The sequence below is a fragment of the Mycobacterium szulgai genome, assembly GCF_002116635.1.
GTDB classification, from domain to species: domain Bacteria; phylum Actinomycetota; class Actinomycetes; order Mycobacteriales; family Mycobacteriaceae; genus Mycobacterium; species Mycobacterium szulgai.
Genome location: NZ_LQPW01000131.1, coordinates 1 through 17,793, shown reverse-complemented (window position 1 = coordinate 17,793; position 17,793 = coordinate 1). Strand labels below are relative to the sequence as shown.

Genomic DNA, 17,793 nt, shown 5'->3' with positions numbered 1-17,793 from the left:
TCATAATCCGACCTTGTTGGTGACGACGAAGTTGGGTCGCTGTTTTGCTTCCTCATAGATGAGCGCCAGGTACTCGCCCACGACGCCGAGCAGCAGCGTGACGACTCCGAAACCGATCAGCATGACGCAGATCAGCGAGCCGAACCCGGGGAAAGGCACCCCGAAGAAGGCGAAGCGAACGGCGAGCAGCACCACGACGACGGCCGCGAGGAAGCTCAAAAAGAAGCCGGTGATGGTGATCAGTCTCAGCGGCACGTAGGAGTGCGCGAAAATGCCTTTGAATGCCATGTTGATGACGCCCAGGCTGTAGGCCTTCGACTCGCCCGCGAAGCGGGGCGGGCGCACCATCGGCACTCCGATCGACTTGAATCCGACCCAGGAGAACAGGCCACGGACGAAACGGTTGCGCTCGTCCATCGACCGAACGGCCTCGTAGACTTTCCGGTCGACCAACCGAAAGTCACTGGCGTTCTTGGTGATCCGGTCGTGCGTCAGCTTGCCCGCCAGCCAATAGAACAGCAGCGAATTCATCGCGCGGATACGGCTGATGCCCCGCCGCTCGGTGACTACGCCGTAGACGTTCTCGTAGCCCTCTTCCCATTTGCGGATCAACTCCGGAATGAACTCGGGCGCGTCCTGCAGGTCGGCGGTCATGAGCACGACGGCATCGGCGTCGACCACATTGAGGCCGGCGGTCAGGCCGCCGTCCATCGTGAAGTTACGGGCCAGCTGCAGAATCTTGAACCGCGCGTCTTCCTTGTGGATGACGAGCAGCTTTTCCATCGTGTCGTCGGTCGACCCGTTCTCCACGACGATCGCCTCGAAGTCGTAAGCGGTCTCGGAGTCGAACACCTTCGCCAGCCGGCGGGCGAGTTCGTCGACGCATTCGCTTTCGTTGTAGGCGGGGATGATGCAGGTGATCTTCTTTTTCACCGCCACGCCTACTTCCACACCTTCCAGGGGGGATTTCCGCTGTTCCACAGATTGTTCAGCAACTGCGATTCCCGGTAGGTATCCATCGGCTGCCAGAATCCATCGTGCGAGTATGCAGCGATCTGATGTTCTTCGGCCAGCCGTTTCAGCGGCTTGTCCTCCAGAATCGAGTCATCGCCGTCGATGTAGTCGAATACCGCGGGCTCGAATAGGAAATAGCCGATGTTGACGAAGTCGTCCGTCTTCGGCTTCTCCCGGAAGGTGGCGACCGCGCCGTCCTGTTCCAGGTCGAGGACCCCGAACCGGCTCATCGGCTGGGTGGCCGTGATGGTGGCGAGCTTGCCGTGCGAGCGGTGGAACTTCAGCAGCGCGTGGATGTCGACATCGGCGATACCGTCGCCGTAGGTGCACAGGAACGTCTCGCAGCCGATGTACTTCTGGATGCGTTTGATCCGGCCGCCCGTCATCGTGTCCAGGCCGGTGTCGGCAACGGTGACCTTCCAGTTGAACTCGTCGTGCGAGCCGTGATACTGGATGTTCGACTGGTCACCGAGGGTAACGGTGAAGTCCAGGTTGGCCGCCCCGTAGTTCGAGAAGTAGTTCTTGATGTACTCGCTCTTGTAGCCCGTGCACACCACGAAGTCGGAAATCCCGTAGTGACCAAGGATTTTCATGATGTGCCACAGCACGGGACGGCCACCCACCTCGACCATCGGCTTGGGGCGGAACTCGGTCTCCTCACGCATACGGGTGCCTAGACCACCCGCGAGCAGCACCGCTTTCATTGCGACTCATCCCATCTCAAAGTAGTTGTTCCCCCGGGGTGCGATTTCGCTGACGCGGCGTCGCGCAGGTGACACACTAGCAATGCTGCGGTGGGCTCCGTGGGGTTTTCAGCCGCCGCATACTATACGAATTACGTACGGCTGAGGAGATCTCATTTCACGACTCGATACCGACGGGTTTGGGGAGGACGGGCTCGAGCAGGATCGCGAGGACATTCTCGCGGCCGTTCGCGGCTACGCGAAGCGCAAGCTGGCGACATCAGAGTTCATCCCCGGCACTTCGCCGGTCCCCGTATCGGGCAAGGTGCTCGATCCGGAGGATTTCGCCGCACTCGTCGACGCATGCTTAGACGGCTGGCTTACCGCCGGGCGGTTCCATCCGCTCTTCGAGCGCGCGCTAGCCCGCTATGTCGGTGCCCGCGATTCGGTGTTCGTCAACAGCGGATCCAGTGCCAACCTGTGCGCGTTGAGCGCCCTGACCAGCCCAAAGCTGGGTAGTTATAAGAAGAAGTTCGGAAAGCGCCCGCTTGAGGCCGGTGACGAAGTGCTGACGGTGGCGGCAGGATTTCCCACCACCGTCAACCCGATCATTCAGAACGGGCTGCGGCCGGTCGTCGTCGACATCGAACTGGGCACCTACGACGCAATCTCCGAGCGGCTCCGCGAAGCCGTCGGGCCCCAGACGCGCGCGATCATGATGGCCCACACCCTCGGCAACCCCTTCGACCTGGACACGGTCCTGGAGTTGTGCGACAAGCATGGCCTATGGCTGGTCGAGGACTCGTGCGACGCACTCGGCTCCACCTACGACGGCAAGCGCACCGGCAGTTTCGGCGATACCGCGACCGTCAGCTTCTACCCCGCTCATCACATCACGACCGGCGAGGGTGGTGCCGTCTTCGTCAAGTCGGCGCTGGTCCGCAAGCAGGTGGAATCGTTCCGCGACTGGGGCCGCGACTGCTACTGCGCGCCGGGGGACGCCGACACCTGCCATAAGCGGTTCGAATGGCAACTCGGCGATCTGCCCAAGGGCTACGACCACAAGTACATCTACAGCCACATCGGTTACAACCTGAAGGCCACCGACATGCAGGCCGCCATCGGGCTGTCCCAGCTGACCAAGCTGGACGGATTCGTGCAGGCCCGGAAGGACAATTTCGCCTATCTGACCTCGCGGCTGTCGGGCACCGAGGGACTGATCCTGCCGGTCGCCACACCCAAGTCGGACCCGTCCTGGTTCGGTTACCCGATCACCCTGGACCCCGAGCATCCGGTCGACAGAACCAAGTTCATGCAGTTCCTCGATGAGCGCAAAATCGGATTCCGGCAGCTGTTCGCGGGCAATCTGCTCAAGCAGCCCGCCTACCGCAACGTCGACTTCAGAGTCGTGGGCGACCTGACCAACACCGACATCGTGATGAACCGGACGTTCTGGGTGGGCACTTACCCGGGGCTGACTCAGCCGATGCTCGACTTCATGGCGGACTCCATCCGCGACTACATGGCTGAAGCCGCACGATAACCGTGCACTACCTGATCACCGGCCATACCGGCTTCAAGGGACCCTGGCTCACGCTGCTCCTGCTCGGCCGCGGGCACCGGGTGTCAGGTTTGGCCCTCGGCCCGGATGAGGGCGGGCTGTTCAAGCGGGCCGGTCTCGCCGACCAGCTTGTCGCCGACTTCCGGGTCGATATCCGTGACGCCGATGCCACGAAGGCGGCGGTCCAGGCGGCCGCCCCCGATGTGGTGGTGCACATGGCGGCCCAGTCGTTGGTCCGCGAGTCCTACCGCGATCCGCGGTACACCTACGAAACCAATGCCATGGGCACCCTCAACGTGCTCGATGCCGTCGCCGCCACCCCGTCCGTGCGTGCGCACGTCGTCATCACCACCGACAAGGTGTATCGCAACATCAACCAGGAAGCCGGTTACGTCGAATCCGATCCACTCGGTGGCGACGACCCCTACAGCGCCTCCAAGGCGATGGCCGATCTGCTCACCCAGTCCTGGGTCCGCAGCTTCCCCGGCATTCCCACCGCAATCGCCCGGGGCGGCAACGTCATTGGCGGCGGCGACGTCAGTCGCGACCGGCTGCTGCCAGACCTGGTGGCTGCCTACGCCAACGGCCAGGCGCCGCTGCTGCGCTTCCCTAGCGCGGTGCGGCCGTGGCAGCACGTACTCGACTGTCTCAACGGCTATCTCACGCTGGCCGACGCTCTGTTGGCGGGTTCGGGTCTGGGCCAGTGGAACTTCGGGCCTGGACGTGACAGCTTCGTCGAGGTGGGACAGGTCGCCACGCTGGCGGCCCAGCTGTGGGGTGGCGGAGCGCATTGGGAATGCCAACCCGGAGACCACCCGCACGAGGCGAACCTGCTGGCCCTCGACGCCGGTAAGGCGGAACGAGAGTTGGGTTGGCGCAACCGTATCGGCTTCCGCGATGCCGTCGCATGGACGATCGACTGGGAGCGGCAGGTGCACGCCGGCGCCGACCCGCTCGCGGTGACCCAACAGCAGATCAGCGCATTCGAAGACCTCTGATGACCGAATTCGACCTGCCACCGGAACCGGCGCCACCGGGTCCGCTGATCCGGCTCGTCCACGACCAGCGCGTGGCATTTCTTGTGGTCGGAGTGATCAATACGATCGTCGGCTTCGCCCTGTTCATTGCCTGCTCGGTGACCGTGGGCCACTTCGTTGACCACCGGTTCGGCAAAGTCGCCGGTTCGTTGGTGACTCTCGGCATTGCGCACATACTGGCCGTGTTGTCCGCGTTCGTACTACACCGGCGCTTCGTGTTCCACGTCCGCGGCCACGTGCTGCGCGACCTCATGCGCTTCTGGAGCGTCTATCTCACTGCGCTGGCCATCAACGCGGTCTTGCTACCTGTGCTGGTCGAGTTGGGCATGAACCGCGTCGTGGGGCAGGCGATCATCGTGGCGGCCACCACGCTGTTGAGCTACTTCGGCCACCGGCACTTTTCATTCCGGCGCAGTGCGACCGAGTCCCAGGATGAGAAACTGCGCAGCTAAAGCGCCCTTGCTCGTGATCGGGTAATTCGAAACGCTACCGCGTTTGTATCAACATCCATTTGTTGTCCCACATCTCGCCCCACTGCTCGCGGGAGCCGAAGTCGCTGGTGTAGGCGACGTGCCACATTCCCTCGTCGATCTTCTGCTGGATGAGCTGGTCGAGGTAGCGCTGCTGTAGCGGGTTGCCCTGGTTGTACACCTTTTCGTGCAATCGCAGGGTCGTAAGCTGCCGCTGATACAGGATCCATTTCGGCGGCGAACTCTGCAATTCGTTCATCAAGCCCTGGATGGTTTCCTTGCTTGTCGTATCGAAGAACGTCTGCACATAGCCATGCCAGGGCGGTATGGAACAGAAGAAGTTCCCGCCGGGGAACGGTATGGACAGCAGCTCATCCTCGGTGCCGTTCTGGCGCATCGTCTGGCAGACCGGTTCGATCATCTGCAGCAAATCGCGGTCGATGATCATCGGACCGTATTCGGGATGCTGGTACCAGACGCGGTTGGAGAACATGGCATTCTCCCGATAGGTATGCCAGTGGTAGGGCTCTTTGAATCGGTTGACGACCGTACAAAGTACCAACAAGATGGCCAGCGCGACCATGACATCACGGGGCCGCTGTGCCTTTATGCGGAATGGTGAGCAGATGGCCATTACTACGATAAGGACGCCCACCGCACCAAGAATGTTGCTGTAATGCGTTCCGCCCGAGGAAAGCGAACCCGACGCCATCTGCCCGAGCGGTATCAACAGCAGAATCTCTCGCCGGTCCCACCCCATGGCCCGTTCCGGGTAGAACAACCAGAAAATGAATCTCGCTAACACCCAGATGCCGGCCGCGTAAGCGAGCAAGACCATGAGACCTGCCACGCTCTTCGACGACGAGTTGTCAACGAAGAGGCCCATCGTGTGGATTTGAACCACAAACATAACAAGCCCAAGAACAGCCAATGCAAATTCCCACCATCCGCGCTTCCGGATGAGCGGGAAAACCAAGAACGCCATGATCACCGCGGCAAAGGCCGCATGGAAAGCCACCCATATGGGCACCCCATCGGTCAGCCACACGATGGTGTTCCAGGGCAGTAGCAGCGGTTGCGCGAATAGGGTGCCTCCGGAGCCCTTGATCCCTGCCGCCTTGAAGATCGAATTCATTGCGTAGTCGTACAAGGAGTCCCCGGTAAGGAACACGACAAGCACCAGGGTCAGGCCCGTGGTCACAGAGAACAGCAGCAGCGACCATAGTTTCTTCGCAGGGGCTAAACAAATGATCGCTACGAATACACCGGCGAACAGAGCGCCACCATCATTGAGCCGGGTGGTTAGCGTCAGGCCAGAAAGCACACCCAGGATCCCCACCAGTATCAGGGTCCGACGCACGCTGTCTGATTTCCTGAGCGACAGCAGAATTAACAGGGAGTAGAGCACAAAGGAATCGGCTACCACGTGGTAGTCGTTGAACACGTACGCCTCATTGGCAATGGAAATGAAGAAGGCGCAGGCGAGCATGATTCCCTTGCGCGCGTCCGACATTTTCGACTGTCGGACCAGCAGCAGAAGAGCCAGGCAATACGCTATGAGATGCAGAACCGCGGGAATCTTGGAGACCAGCCATCCCTTGCCCAGCACGGCCATGAACGCGCTGGTCTCCAGCACATACAACGGCTGCAGCGCCAAATGCATATCGGCGTAGAGGCGTTTCCCACTGTCCAGGAAATAGCTATACCAATACCAAACGCCGTCGTCCGCGGGCTCAGTGTTGGCGATCAGGGCCAATCCGAAGAGAACGCAGAAGATGAAGGCCAGATTCTGCCAGAGGTTACTTCGGTCGAAAACGGGCCGGAAACGCTGACTAAGCGTCTGTGTGGGCTCTGATTGGTCGGCAACTGAGCCGTACCCCTTCACCGTCGACACTGCACCCTGCAGCGCATATATCTGCCTCAATGCGCACTCCCCCTTACTCGACAACCGGCACCGAGAGAGCGGCACCCCAGCTAGCCGCCCGGCAGTTTGACCCAGTGTCGTTCGTTCCCACAGCGGAGTCGTCGACAAATGCGCACGGTTAGCTAACCGCCTGCCGGTTCACCACACTCGCGAGCCACCTCCTGCTTGCGGTGTATGAACCTGGCTCTCCCTGCCCGCACGAAGTTTCGCAGATTACACCGGCCGGTGTGGCGAAAATTACGCCATAAGTTTCGACGAATTTGGAATATTTTCGTCAGCATCCCCGGGATCGTCGGATCCTCGGTCGCTGGGCGGCGACGTGCCAGGGCGCCGACCGTAGGAGATGAGAATCGCGGCGCAGGTGACCAGCCAGAGGATCGGCGCAAGGAACACCGTTGTCACGACGACGGACCTAGTCAATGATCCGGCCGTCCCGAATTGGCCCGTTATGTCTCCTACCTCGATCGGCGGGCTGGGCAGCGCGATATGGGCGATGCTCAGCGCCACAGCCAGACTCAGGCAGACTCCGAGCGCACGCCGGCGATCGCCGTCGGCGGCGAAGCGGTCGAAGATCCCGGTTCCCGGCGGCCCGTCCGGGTCCCGGACCAGCACCGCGGCGATTGGCAAGACGAACACCAGATAGTAGGGCTGGCTCAACGCCGGCGACAGCGACGCGGTGGCCAGCAGCAATATGCCGGCCATCACGGCCGGAATCCGTCGTCCCAGCACCAGAACCGCGATGACAACGATCAGCAGGACGGCGTATCCCAGCATCGATCGGGGTCCCGCAAGGAAGCCGTCGGGCAACTTGCCCCCCGATTCGCCGGACTTGATGCTGTCGGGGATCAGCAGGAGCGCCTTGCCGAAGGAGACGTTCAAGTTCGCGGTGAGCGCTTTGAACGTCGCATCAGTAGCGGCGCCACTACCGCCACCACCACCGCCTCCGCCGCTGCCGCCCCCGCCGCTGGCGTTGCCGTAACCGAAGGTGTACTGGATAGACCGCATGATCGTCTGTGGAAAGTCCCGCGGCCACAGCGCATATGCGGCCAGATTGGAGGCAATGACCCCGCCCACGGCGAGGCCGGCCCAGCGCCATTGCCGAGCCGCGAACAACACCGCTCCCAACACCGCGAACTGTGGTTTTACCAGCGCGGCCAGGATCACCATGACTACGACGAGCCCCCACCGTCGCCGGCACAGTGCCACCAGGAAGACAAGCGCGACCGGTACGACGAAACCTGCCGAGTTGCCGCGATCGATGACCATCCACGCCGGTATCGCTACGACTCCCAACGCCAGGAAGACCACGATCTTTTCCAGGCCACGTGCACCGCGAGCAGCCCACACTGCTGGACTGATGACGGCGATCGTCAAAGCGAGCTGATAACCGATCAACCCGAGTCGCGGAGCGCCCAGCCATTTCCCCAGAAGTCCGAACATGACCTGCGGCACCATTCCGGCTGCCGGGTAGTTGCTATACCCATAGGTGAGGCCAGAGGGCAGGTATACCGGGTACGCATCCCAGGGATCGGGCCGCAGCCCGAAGCTCACCACCATCGTGTAGTCGCTGAAGCAGTGCCGACCCCACTTGGTGTCCCAATCGATGTAGCAGTCGTCCGGGACGAACACCAGCGAAGAAAGCACGTCGATCGACAGGTATTGGGCAAGCACAAAACCCGTCACCGCCGAGACTGCCGTCAAGACAAGCACCGCGCCGAGCAGGATCGTGCGCTCGGATTGGCCGGCGACCGCCGCGACCTGTCCTTTGACCGTCGACTGTGCGCCCCGTAGTAGCTCTACGGGTCTTTTCACCGCATGCCCCCCGTTCTGCAGAAACGGTGCCGGAGGCGCGCCCGGCACAGTCGCCCGGCAGTTTACCAATAGCATTTGTGGCGACCCGAGAATGAAAGTTCGGCATACGTAAGGGGACACGATGAGCCATCACACCTACCGCGTGATCGAAATTGTCGGTACCTCGCCCGACGGAATCGACGCGGCCATCCGCAGTGGCCTGGATCGAGCAGCCGAGACAATGCGCAACCTCGACTGGTTCGAGGTTGAGTCGGTCCGGGGCCACTTGGCCGACGGCGCTGTTGCGCACTTTCAGGTGACGATGAAAGTCGGCTTCCGCCTGGAAGATTCGTAAAACTAGCCCGCTACGGCACCCCGCTCGGCGAACGGTGAGCCGAACTCGGTTATCGGCTCGAAACCGCGCCTGCGGGCCCGTCCGACGCCTTGGCGGATGAGGTTGCCCAGCGTCGCCACCCCGGCGTGGTCTAGCACCAGGAATGGCGACAACAGCCGGTTGTGCACGTAGGCGAACGCCATTCCCGTCTGCGGGTCGGCCCAGCCGACCGAGCCGCCCATCCCGACGTGGCCAAAGCCCGGCATCACGTTGCCGAACGGTACGCAGTGGTAGCCGAGGTGGAATGACAACGGCACCAATATGTTTCGATCCATTCGTAGGTTCCGCCGGCCGGTCAGCCCCTCGACGATTCCGTGCGACAGGAATCGGGTGCCGTCGATCTCGCCGCGATTGGCGATCGCGCCGTACATGCGCGCCAGGGCGCGCGCGGTTACCACTCCGTTGGCGGCCGGCATCTCGGCGTCCAGTAGCGGAATCTCTCCCCGCACGGCCGCCATGACCCCCCGGAAATACATGGAGCGGAATCCGCCGGACAACTGATCGGCGACTTTGTATGCCGCGTAGTTGAGCACCGGGTTTCCCGTGATGGTCTGCGGCATGATGATCTGGGCGACGCGGGTGGCCGCTTCGGCGGGGGGCCGACCCAGATGCATGCCGTCAGTGCCCAACGGCTCCGCGAGTTCCTCGCGGATCAGCGCACGCATCCCTTTTCCGGTCACCGCTCGAGCCAGTCCCGACATCAGCCAGCCGAAGGTCAACGCGTGATAGGCAGGTTTGCCCAAGAGTCGACCCGGAGACGCCGCCGCCAGCCGATCTTCCATTTCGATGTGGTCCAGCAAGTCTTGTTGGCTGGCGCCGCGCAAGCCCGACAGCCCGGCATGGTGCCGCATGACCTCACGAACGGTGAGGTCATGCTTGCCGTTGGCGCCGAACTCATGCCAGTACTCGGCAACCGGGGCGTCGTAGTCGATCAGCCCCCGGTCGACGAGCCGGTGAATCACTGTGGCGGCCATGCCCTTAGTTGCCGAGAACACCATCGGTGCAGCATCTGCCGACCACGGTACTTTGCCGCGCCGGTCCGCCCAACCTGTCCACACGTCGACGACGGGTTGTCCGTCGAGATAAACCGCCAGCGCGCCGCCGCCAAACCGGCGACCTGGGAACATCTTGGCGAAGGCGCGAACGACGCAAGCAAAATTTGAGTCCGCCGCGCCGGACACACGAGCACCTGCGTCAGGGGCCTCGTGGTAGGGGACCGCGCGTCGATCGACTCCGATGTCAACCTTCACGAGTTTGAATTTACTTCGACTTCACACGTGTCGAATGGCAAACAAAGATTATTTACCTTTCCGTTAGGAAGAGGCGAGGTCGAGTATTTGCTGAGCCGCCATCGCCGGGGTCAAGTCCCCGGCCCGAACCTGGCTCTCCACCGCGGCGCGCGCCTTGCGTACCGCCGGGTGGGTCAGTACCCGGTCCAGGACCGCGTCGCGGACCATCTGCCAGGTCCAGTCCACTTGCTGATCCCGTCGACGGGCTTCTAACTCCCCTGCCTCGATAAGCACCTGTCGGTGCCGTTCGATGGTTTCCCATAGCTCGGTCAGGCCGCTGCCTTCCACCGCGCTCATCGTGAGAACCGGTGGCCGCCAGAGTGTTTCGCGTGGATGAATAAGTCTGATCGCCGACGACAGCTCCCGAGCCGCTACCCGCGCATCACGCAGATGCTCACCGTCGGCCTTGTTCACCACCACAACGTCGGCCAGCTCCAGCACGCCCTTCTTGATGCCCTGCAACTGATCACCGGCACGTGCCAGAGTCAACAGGACGAAGGTGTCGACCATATTGGCCACCGCCACCTCGGACTGCCCCACGCCGACGGTTTCGATCAGAATCACGTCAAAACCGGCCGCCTCCAACAGGACAACGGTTTCCCGGGTGGCCTTTGCCACGCCGCCCAGGGTGCCCGAGGTCGGTGACGGGCGGATGTAAGCGTCCGGGTGTACTGCCAGCCGCGCCATCCGGGTCTTGTCCCCCAGAATCGAGCCACCACTGCGGGTCGACGACGGATCGACTGCCAGCACCGCCACCCGGTGCCCCTGCTCGATCAGGTACATACCGAGCGCCTCGATGGTCGTGGACTTGCCCACACCGGGAACACCGGTGATACCCACGCGATGGGCGTTGCCGGAATCAGGCAACAACGCCAATAGCAGCTGTTGCGCCTGCTCACGGTGGTCGGGCCGGGTGGACTCCACCAACGTGATGGCCCGCGGCAGGGCTGCGCGGTCGCCGCCACGCACGGCAGCCGCCAATTGCTCGGCCGAATCCTTGTTTTGGGAAGCCATCTAGCCCTCACCAAACGTGCCGAGCGTAACGCCACGGCCAAAAAGTGGGGCGAGTTTGGCGATGACGTTACGGTCGCGAGAAAGGATCCCAGCCATTTAGCCCAGCGTGTACCCCAGCCGCTCGGCAAGCTTGTGCAGCAAGCCGATCGCGGCGTCGGCGATGACCGTTCCCGGCGGGAAGATCGCGGCGGCTCCGGCCGCGTACAGCTCGTCGAAGTCGCCGGGCGGGATGACGCCGCCGACCACGATCATGATGTCGGGGCGGCCCACCTCGGCCAGCGCATCACGCAGCGCCGGCACCAGCGTGAGATGACCCGCTGCCAGGGACGACACGCCGATCACGTGCACATCGTTGTCGGCGGCCTGACGGGCCACCTCCTCGGGCGTGGAGAACAGAGATCCCACGTCGACGTCGAATCCGATGTCGGCGAACGCCGTCGCGATCACCTTCTGGCCGCGATCGTGACCGTCCTGGCCCATCTTGGCTACCAGGATCCGCGGCCGGCGGCCGTCGGCCTCGGCGAACTTCTCCACGAGTTCGGTGGCGTTAGCGATATTCGGAGCCTTTCCGACTTCGTCACGGTAGACCCCGGCGATAGTACGTATCTCCGCCTTGTGGCGTCCGTAGACCTGCTCCAGCGCATCCGAGATCTCGCCGACCGTGGCCTTGACCCGTGCCGCGTTGATGGCCAGGGCCAACAGATTGTTGCCCAGCCCGTCGTCTCCGGCGCGACCGTGCGCGCCAGCCGCGCGGCTGAGTTCGGCCAGGGCGGCATCGACCTCGGACTGGTCTCGCGTTTCGCGCAGCTCTTTGAGCTTGGCCAGCTGTTCGGCACGAACCCGGCTGTTCTCGACCTTGAGCACCTCGATCTCGTGGTCCTCATCCACTTGGTACTTGTTGACCCCGATCACCGGCTGCTGACCGGAGTCGATGCGGGCCTGGGTGCGCGCGGCCGCCTCCTCGATGCGCAGCTTGGGAATGCCTTCGCTGATGGCTTGTGCCATGCCGCCGTGTTCGGCGACCTCGGCGATGTGTGCTCGCGCGCGCTGGGCGAGCTGATGGGTCAGCCACTCCACGTAATACGAACCCGCCCATGGGTCGATCGGCCGGGTGGTGCCCGATTCCTGCTGCAACACCAGCTGGGTGTTGCGTGCGATGCGGGCGGAGAAGTCGGTGGGCAGCGCGAGCGCCTCGTCGAGTGCATTGGTGTGCAGCGACTGGGTGTGCCCCTGGGTGGCGGCCATCGCCTCGATGCACGTGCGTGCGACGTTGTTGAACGCGTCCTGGGCGGTCAGCGACCAGCCCGAGGTCTGCGAATGTGTGCGCAAGGAAAGCGATTTCGCGTTCTTGGGATCGAACTGGGCCACCAGTTCGCTCCAGAGCAGCCGGCCGGCCCGCAGTTTGGCGACTTCCATGAAGAAGTTCATGCCGATGCCCCAGAAGAAGGACAGGCGCGGCGCGAACTTGTCGATGTCCAGATCCGCGGCCAATCCTGCCTTGATGTACTCGACACCGTCGGCAAGGGTGTAGGCCAACTCCAAATCGGCTGTGGCACCGGCTTCTTGGATGTGGTAGCCGGAGATTGAGATGGAGTTGAACTTCGGCATCTTGGCGCTGCTGTAGGCGAAGATGTCGGAGATGATCCGCATGGAGGGCTTCGGCGGATAGATATAGGTGTTGCGCACCATGAACTCTTTGAGGATGTCGTTCTGGATGGTGCCCGCCAGCTTCTCCGGCGGCACCCCCTGCTCCTCGGCGGCCACCACATACAGCGCCAGGATGGGCAGCACGGCGCCGTTCATCGTCATCGAGACGCTGACCGTCGACAAGTCGATGCCGTCGAACAGCTGCCGCATGTCGAGAATGGAATCGATTGCGACGCCGGCCATTCCGACGTCACCCTGGACGCGGGGGTGGTCGGAGTCGTAGCCGCGGTGGGTGGCCAGGTCGAAGGCCACCGACAGTCCCTTTTGGCCCGCGGCCAGGTTGCGACGGTAGAACGCGTTGGATTCCGCGGCGGTGGAGAACCCGGCGTATTGGCGGATGGTCCACGGCTGGTTGACATACATCGTCGGATACGGGCCGCGTACGAACGGGGGGTCACCGGGAAAGGTGTGCAGGGGATAGCCGTCGGCCTCGGCCGCGGCGCGATCGGCGGCGATGTAGACCGGTTTGACGTCGATGCCTTCCGGCGTCTGCCACTGCAACTGGTCAGGGGTGTACCAGTGCGCGGCCGCGGCGGCGGCCACGTGCTCTGCCACCGCGGCTTCGGTAGGCGCCTTGGCGCCGTGGTCGCCGTGCAGTGGGATATCGGCGAAACTGCCGAGAATGGGCGTGGTAGTCGTCATCGTGGCTACGCTCCCAATCGGGTCAGCAGGTCCGACAAGGCTTGGACCGCATCGATTTTCGCGGTGAGAAATTCGTCGGGCCGGTGATCTTGCGAGTCGCCGAGGGCTTTTTCGGGTCCCGCCAGGTATACCCGTGCGATCCCCGCGTTTCGCGCCGCCTCGACAATGCGGCTGGCCTCGTCCTGGTAACGCGTGTCGGTGCCGCAGATCACCGCCACGGCGGGCGTTCCGGTTTGGCTGACAGCTGTCGCGACCGTGTCGGCATCGACCGTTCCGGGGTTGATCGCCTCGATGCCACCTGAGGCCAGCAGGTTCGTTGCGAACGTCGACCGGATGTTGTTTTCCGCCAGTGGCCCCAGCGGCAGCAGCAGCGCCTGCGGACGTGACCCGGTGCGGGCCAGGTACACATCCGAGCGATCCCGCAGCGCTTCGAAGGCCGCGGCGTAGCGGATCAGGTTGCCGGCCGTGCCCGGGGCAGGCGACGAATCCCCTTGCGGCAGCGCGGGTTCGCCCAAGTTCGGAAACTCGTTGACGCCGGTGATGGCGATGCGGCGATGCGCAATGTCGTCGGCGCGCCGCGCCGCAAGATCACCCAGCCGGCTGGCCAGGTAACTGCGAGCCTCGACGAATCCGCCGCGCGCCTCGATTTCCTGGAAGTTGGTCCAGGCCTGCTGGGCCAGCTGTTCGGTGAGGTCCTCCACGAACCAGGAACCACCGGCCGGATCGAGCACCCTGCCGACGTGCGACTCTTCCAGAAGCAGCAGCTGGGTGTTGCGGGCGATGCGCCGGGCGAAACCGGCCGACGTGCCCGGAAAGCCGCCCGGAATCGCCACATCGAAGGGGAAGACCTGCACTGTGTCCGCTCCCCCGACCCCGGCGCCGAAGGCGGCCAGCGTGCAGCGCAGCAGGTTCACCCACGGGTCGCGCTGAGTCATCATCGGCAGCGACGTCTCCGCGTGCACCGTGGCCGCGCCACCTCCCGGGTCCCCGGCGACCTCGGCGACGCGTGCCCACAGTTGTCGCACGGCCCGCATCTTGGCCAGCGTCATGAACTGATCGTCGTCCGCGGCCAGCCGCAGGCTGATCTGCCGCAATGCGTCGCCGACGGACAGCCCAGAGGCGGTGAGTACCCGCAGGTAGGCCACGGCTGCGGCGATGGTGGCCGCGAGTTCCCAGGCCGCGGTTGCACCCAAGTTGTGGAACGCGGGGCCGTCGACGGTGATCGCGCGCACCCCGCGTTCGCCGGCCACCTGCTTTGCCACCGCGACCGCGTCCTCCATCGACGCGGCCGGACGGTCGCTGAGAACCGCCGTGAGTGGGTCTGCGCCGAGGTCGACGGACAAGGTGGCGCGTTGGTCGGGTTTCACCTGCGCCACCAGCGTCAATAGGGCATCGCAAGCCGCGCGATAAGCGGGACCGGCGTCAAGAATCACCGGCGCCATGCTCAGATGCACGCCCTCTAGCAGCTCGTTGAGCTGCTGCGGGGGCACCCCGGGCTCCCCCACCTTGATCAACAGTGCGCTGACACCGTCACCCAGCGCTCCCAACATCGCGGCGTTGCGCTCGCCGATCGTCTCGCCGGACCCTGGAAACGCCTCGACGACCTTCCAGCCGGAGTTGACATCGCGCAGTGCGTCGCCGCCACGCACGTAGGGCCACTGGCCCGGCAACGGCGGTTCGGGAAGCTCGTCCAGTGCTGTGTAGAGCGCCCGGATGGCGAATCCGTCCGGGGTCGCTGTGTCCAGTAGCTGCTCGGGCTGATCCCCAAGCTCGCTGGGATCCCTGCGGGTGCTCTTGGCCAGCACACCGGCGACGGCAGTGCGCCAACGCCCGCGAACCTGTTTCAGGTCGGCGAGTTCGGGTACATCAATGGACACCGACGGCTCCTGTTTTCGCAGCAATTACCAACTTTGCTTGGCCTTGCTTCGGATCGCCACTTAACTAATAAGGCTAATTGATTGTGACGGCTGGCCAGACCATGAGTTCGCCCGATCGACGCCTGAGTGTGACGAAACGCCAGCCCAGGGAAACGAGATATTCACGTTCGTTCCGTAACTTAGTAGGCATGACGGCTCCCGCCATCTGCAAAACCACCGATACGGTGCGCGGAATCGCCACCGCAGTTGGTGTGGCTGCCCGCCAGTTGTCTCGGCCACGGTCTGTCGCGACCGTGGTGGGAATCACAATTTTGGTCGTCATCGTGCTGCTCGTTCCGGTGCCGACGGCGGTTCAGTTGCGAGACTGGGCGGAGTCTGTGGGGCCCTGGTTCCCGTTGGCATTCCTGCTGGTGCACGCCATCGCCACGGTGCTGCCGCTCCCCCGCACGGCCTTCACGCTGGCGGCGGGGCTGTTGTTCGGCCCGGCGCTGGGGGTCTTGATCGCGGTCCTGGGCAGCACGGCAAGTGCGGTGATCGCGCTGTTCCTCGTGCGCGCGGCCGGGTGGCGGCTACATGGCCTGGTCCGCCACCAGGCGGTCAGCACCGTAGACGACCGCATGCGCGAGCGGGGCTGGCCGACGGTCTTGTCGTTGCGATTGATCCCCGCGGTCCCGTTCTCGGCGATCAACTACGCAGCGGGGGCATCATCCATTCAGGTGGCGCCCTACACCTTGGCCACGGTGGCCGGCTTGCTGCCCGGCACGGCAGCGGTGGTGATCCTGGGCGACGCACTGGCGGGTCACTCCAGCCCGCTGCTGATTCTGGTGTCGGTGTGTACCGGCGCCCTGGGCTTGGCCGGCCTGTTCTACGAGATCCGCAACCACCGGCGGCGGCACCACGGCCAAACGCGCGAGGACGAGCCGGTCCTCGAGCCTGCCGTTACGTTGTAGGGCCTTTTCCGCAGCGAATCTCGCAGCGAGTCTGCGCGAAGTGCACCAGATCTGAGGAAGGCGCACGCGCAGCGGCACCATCAGGGCGGTGACCAGCGCATTTCATCAGTGCCGCATGTTCTCCGAATGCACAAGCGCCACTGTTAACCGAAAGCACAGCCGCTGCGTGGCTGCTTAGCGAGTCCTTGATGCAGTGCGCTGGCATAGGAGGATGCAAATGTCGTTCTTGGTTGCGACACCTGAAATGCTTGCGGCCGCCAGCGCCGAGCTAGCCGGAATAGGCTCCGTCGTCAGCGCGGCGAATCAGGCCGCAGCGGCCTCGACAACCAGAGTGCTTGCCGCGGGCGCCGATGAAGTGTCGGCCGCACTCGCAGCGATGTTTACCGCGCACGGTCAGGCCTACCAAGCGCTTAGCACTCAAGCGGAGGCATTTCACGACCAGTTTGTCCGTACCCTGTCGACCAATGCGACCGCATACGTCAGCGCCGAGTCCGCCAATGTCAGCCAAGTCCTTCTGACCGCGCTGAACGCGCCCTCCGAACTTCTCACGGGGCGAGCATTAATTGGTAACGGCAAAAGCGGAACGTCGCCAGGCCAGCCCGGCGGGAACGGCGGATGGCTGTGGGGCGACGGGGGCGACGGCGCGCCCGGCGCCGCAGGACAAGCGGGCGGTCGCGGCGGAGATGCCGGGTTATTTGGCAACGGAGGAAACGGCGGAACCGGCGGTACCGGATTTTTCGGTGGATCCGGCGGCGCAGGAGGTGCCGGCGGCTTGATCGCCGGCAATGGCGGACACGGCGGGGCCGGTGGCGCTGGGATCAACGGCGGGACCGGCGGTCAGGGCGGTAACGGCGGCGCCGCGGTTGGACTGTTCGGTAACGGCGGGGACGGTGGAATCGGCGGCATCGGCGGCGCCGGAGCTAGTGGGGTCAATCCGCCGAGCAGCCCGGCAGCCAGTGGGGCAGCCGGCGGCCAGAGTCAGCCAATTCCCTTCGGTACGTCCGGCGGAACCGGCAGCGACGGCAGCACCTACGGACAAGCCGGCGGCGCAGGTGGCAGGGGCGGGGATGGTTACGGCCAGCCCAGGCCGGACCCACTCCCTAACGGACCCATCGATGGTCTGCCCGGCGGCGATGGTGGCGCCGCAGGCGATGGCGCCGTGGGCGCGCCCGGCGCCGTCGGAGGAACGGGTGGCATCGGTGGTGCCGGGGGCCACGGCGGGTTGCTGGTCGGAAACGGAGGATTCGGCGGGCGTGGGGGCGCCGGCGGCATCGGCGGCACCGGCGCTATTGGAGGAGACGGCGGCCACGGCGGCAATGGCGGCGCGGGCGCGCAATTCGACACCGCGGGAGCTAATGGTGCCGGCGGTGCGGCCGGTGACGGTGGGCAAGGCGGAGTCGGGGGCAATGGCGGGGACGGCGGCGGTGGCGGCGCCGGGGG

Annotated in this window: 14 protein-coding genes; 6 read left to right on the top strand and 8 right to left on the bottom strand. The window is 64.1% G+C overall.

Features of this window, described 5'->3' with window-relative positions; translation table 11 throughout:
• Both AWC27_RS18010 and rfbF read right to left on the bottom strand, forming a co-directional pair.
• Entirely contained in the window at positions 1–933 is a 933-nt protein-coding gene (locus tag AWC27_RS18010) for a glycosyltransferase family 2 protein (protein WP_211281664.1), read from the bottom strand.
• Positions 934–941: 8 nt separating this feature from the next.
• Positions 942–1,718, bottom strand: a complete 777-nt coding sequence (rfbF, locus tag AWC27_RS18005) for a glucose-1-phosphate cytidylyltransferase (protein ID WP_085671736.1) — start codon at positions 1,716–1,718, stop codon at positions 942–944.
• 154 nt (positions 1,719–1,872) lie between these two features.
• On the opposite strand from rfbF, the gene rfbH reads away from it, so the two are divergent.
• From rfbH to AWC27_RS17990, 3 genes are read left to right on the top strand one after another with little or no spacing between them, the layout of a single operon-like run.
• A complete protein-coding gene (gene rfbH / locus AWC27_RS18000; RefSeq protein WP_085671735.1) occupies positions 1,873–3,240 on the top strand; it encodes a lipopolysaccharide biosynthesis protein RfbH in 1,368 nt (455 codons plus the stop codon).
• Positions 3,241–3,242: 2 nt separating this feature from the next.
• Positions 3,243–4,256, top strand: coding sequence for a CDP-glucose 4,6-dehydratase (gene rfbG, locus AWC27_RS17995; RefSeq protein WP_085671734.1), 1,014 nt, complete (start codon positions 3,243–3,245; stop codon positions 4,254–4,256).
• The gene (locus AWC27_RS17990; protein ID WP_085671733.1) at positions 4,256–4,747 is read left to right on the top strand and encodes a GtrA family protein; all 492 of its coding nucleotides are present in this window, start codon (positions 4,256–4,258) and stop codon (positions 4,745–4,747) included. Before rfbG ends, AWC27_RS17990 begins: the two co-directional genes overlap by 1 nt.
• A 34-nt stretch (positions 4,748–4,781) precedes the next feature.
• On the opposite strand, the gene AWC27_RS17985 is transcribed toward AWC27_RS17990, so the two are convergent.
• Together AWC27_RS17985 and AWC27_RS17980 are read right to left on the bottom strand one after the other, a co-directional pair.
• Positions 4,782–6,659: a hypothetical protein gene (locus AWC27_RS17985; RefSeq protein WP_085671732.1), complete on the bottom strand. Its 1,878-nt coding sequence runs from the start codon at positions 6,657–6,659 to the stop codon at positions 4,782–4,784.
• A gap of 267 nt (positions 6,660–6,926) precedes the next feature.
• Complete coding sequence (locus AWC27_RS17980) at positions 6,927–8,501, bottom strand: glycosyltransferase family 87 protein (RefSeq protein WP_085671754.1); 1,575 nt, start codon at positions 8,499–8,501, stop codon at positions 6,927–6,929.
• 121 nt (positions 8,502–8,622) lie between these two features.
• On the opposite strand from AWC27_RS17980, the gene AWC27_RS17975 reads away from it, so the two are divergent.
• Positions 8,623–8,835: a dodecin gene (locus AWC27_RS17975; protein ID WP_085671731.1), complete on the top strand. Its 213-nt coding sequence runs from the start codon at positions 8,623–8,625 to the stop codon at positions 8,833–8,835.
• Positions 8,836–8,837: 2 nt separating this feature from the next.
• Here the strand turns inward: AWC27_RS17975 and lipL are convergent, their stop codons facing one another.
• From lipL to mutA, 4 genes are all read right to left on the bottom strand, one after another.
• Positions 8,838–10,124: an esterase/beta-lactamase LipL gene (lipL, locus tag AWC27_RS17970; protein WP_085671730.1), complete on the bottom strand. Its 1,287-nt coding sequence runs from the start codon at positions 10,122–10,124 to the stop codon at positions 8,838–8,840.
• A gap of 63 nt (positions 10,125–10,187) precedes the next feature.
• On the bottom strand, positions 10,188–11,177 hold the full coding sequence (meaB, locus tag AWC27_RS17965) for a methylmalonyl Co-A mutase-associated GTPase MeaB (protein WP_085671729.1): 990 nt from the start codon (positions 11,175–11,177) through the stop codon (positions 10,188–10,190).
• A gap of 96 nt (positions 11,178–11,273) precedes the next feature.
• Positions 11,274–13,526 carry a methylmalonyl-CoA mutase gene (gene scpA, locus AWC27_RS17960; protein ID WP_085671728.1) on the bottom strand — a complete coding sequence of 751 codons (2,253 nt, stop codon included), beginning with the start codon at positions 13,524–13,526 and terminating at the stop codon, positions 11,274–11,276.
• Positions 13,527–13,531: 5 nt separating this feature from the next.
• A complete protein-coding gene (gene mutA / locus AWC27_RS17955; protein ID WP_085671727.1) occupies positions 13,532–15,403 on the bottom strand; it encodes a methylmalonyl-CoA mutase small subunit in 1,872 nt (623 codons plus the stop codon).
• 188 nt (positions 15,404–15,591) lie between these two features.
• Between mutA and AWC27_RS17950 the strand changes: the two genes are divergently transcribed.
• Positions 15,592–16,353 (top strand): TVP38/TMEM64 family protein, encoded by a 762-nt coding sequence (locus AWC27_RS17950; protein ID WP_085671726.1) that lies wholly within the window; start codon positions 15,592–15,594, stop codon positions 16,351–16,353.
• A 217-nt stretch (positions 16,354–16,570) separates the two neighbouring features.
• On the top strand, positions 16,571–17,793 hold a 1,223-nt coding region (locus AWC27_RS17945; RefSeq protein ID WP_085671753.1), incomplete at its 3' end, for a PE family protein.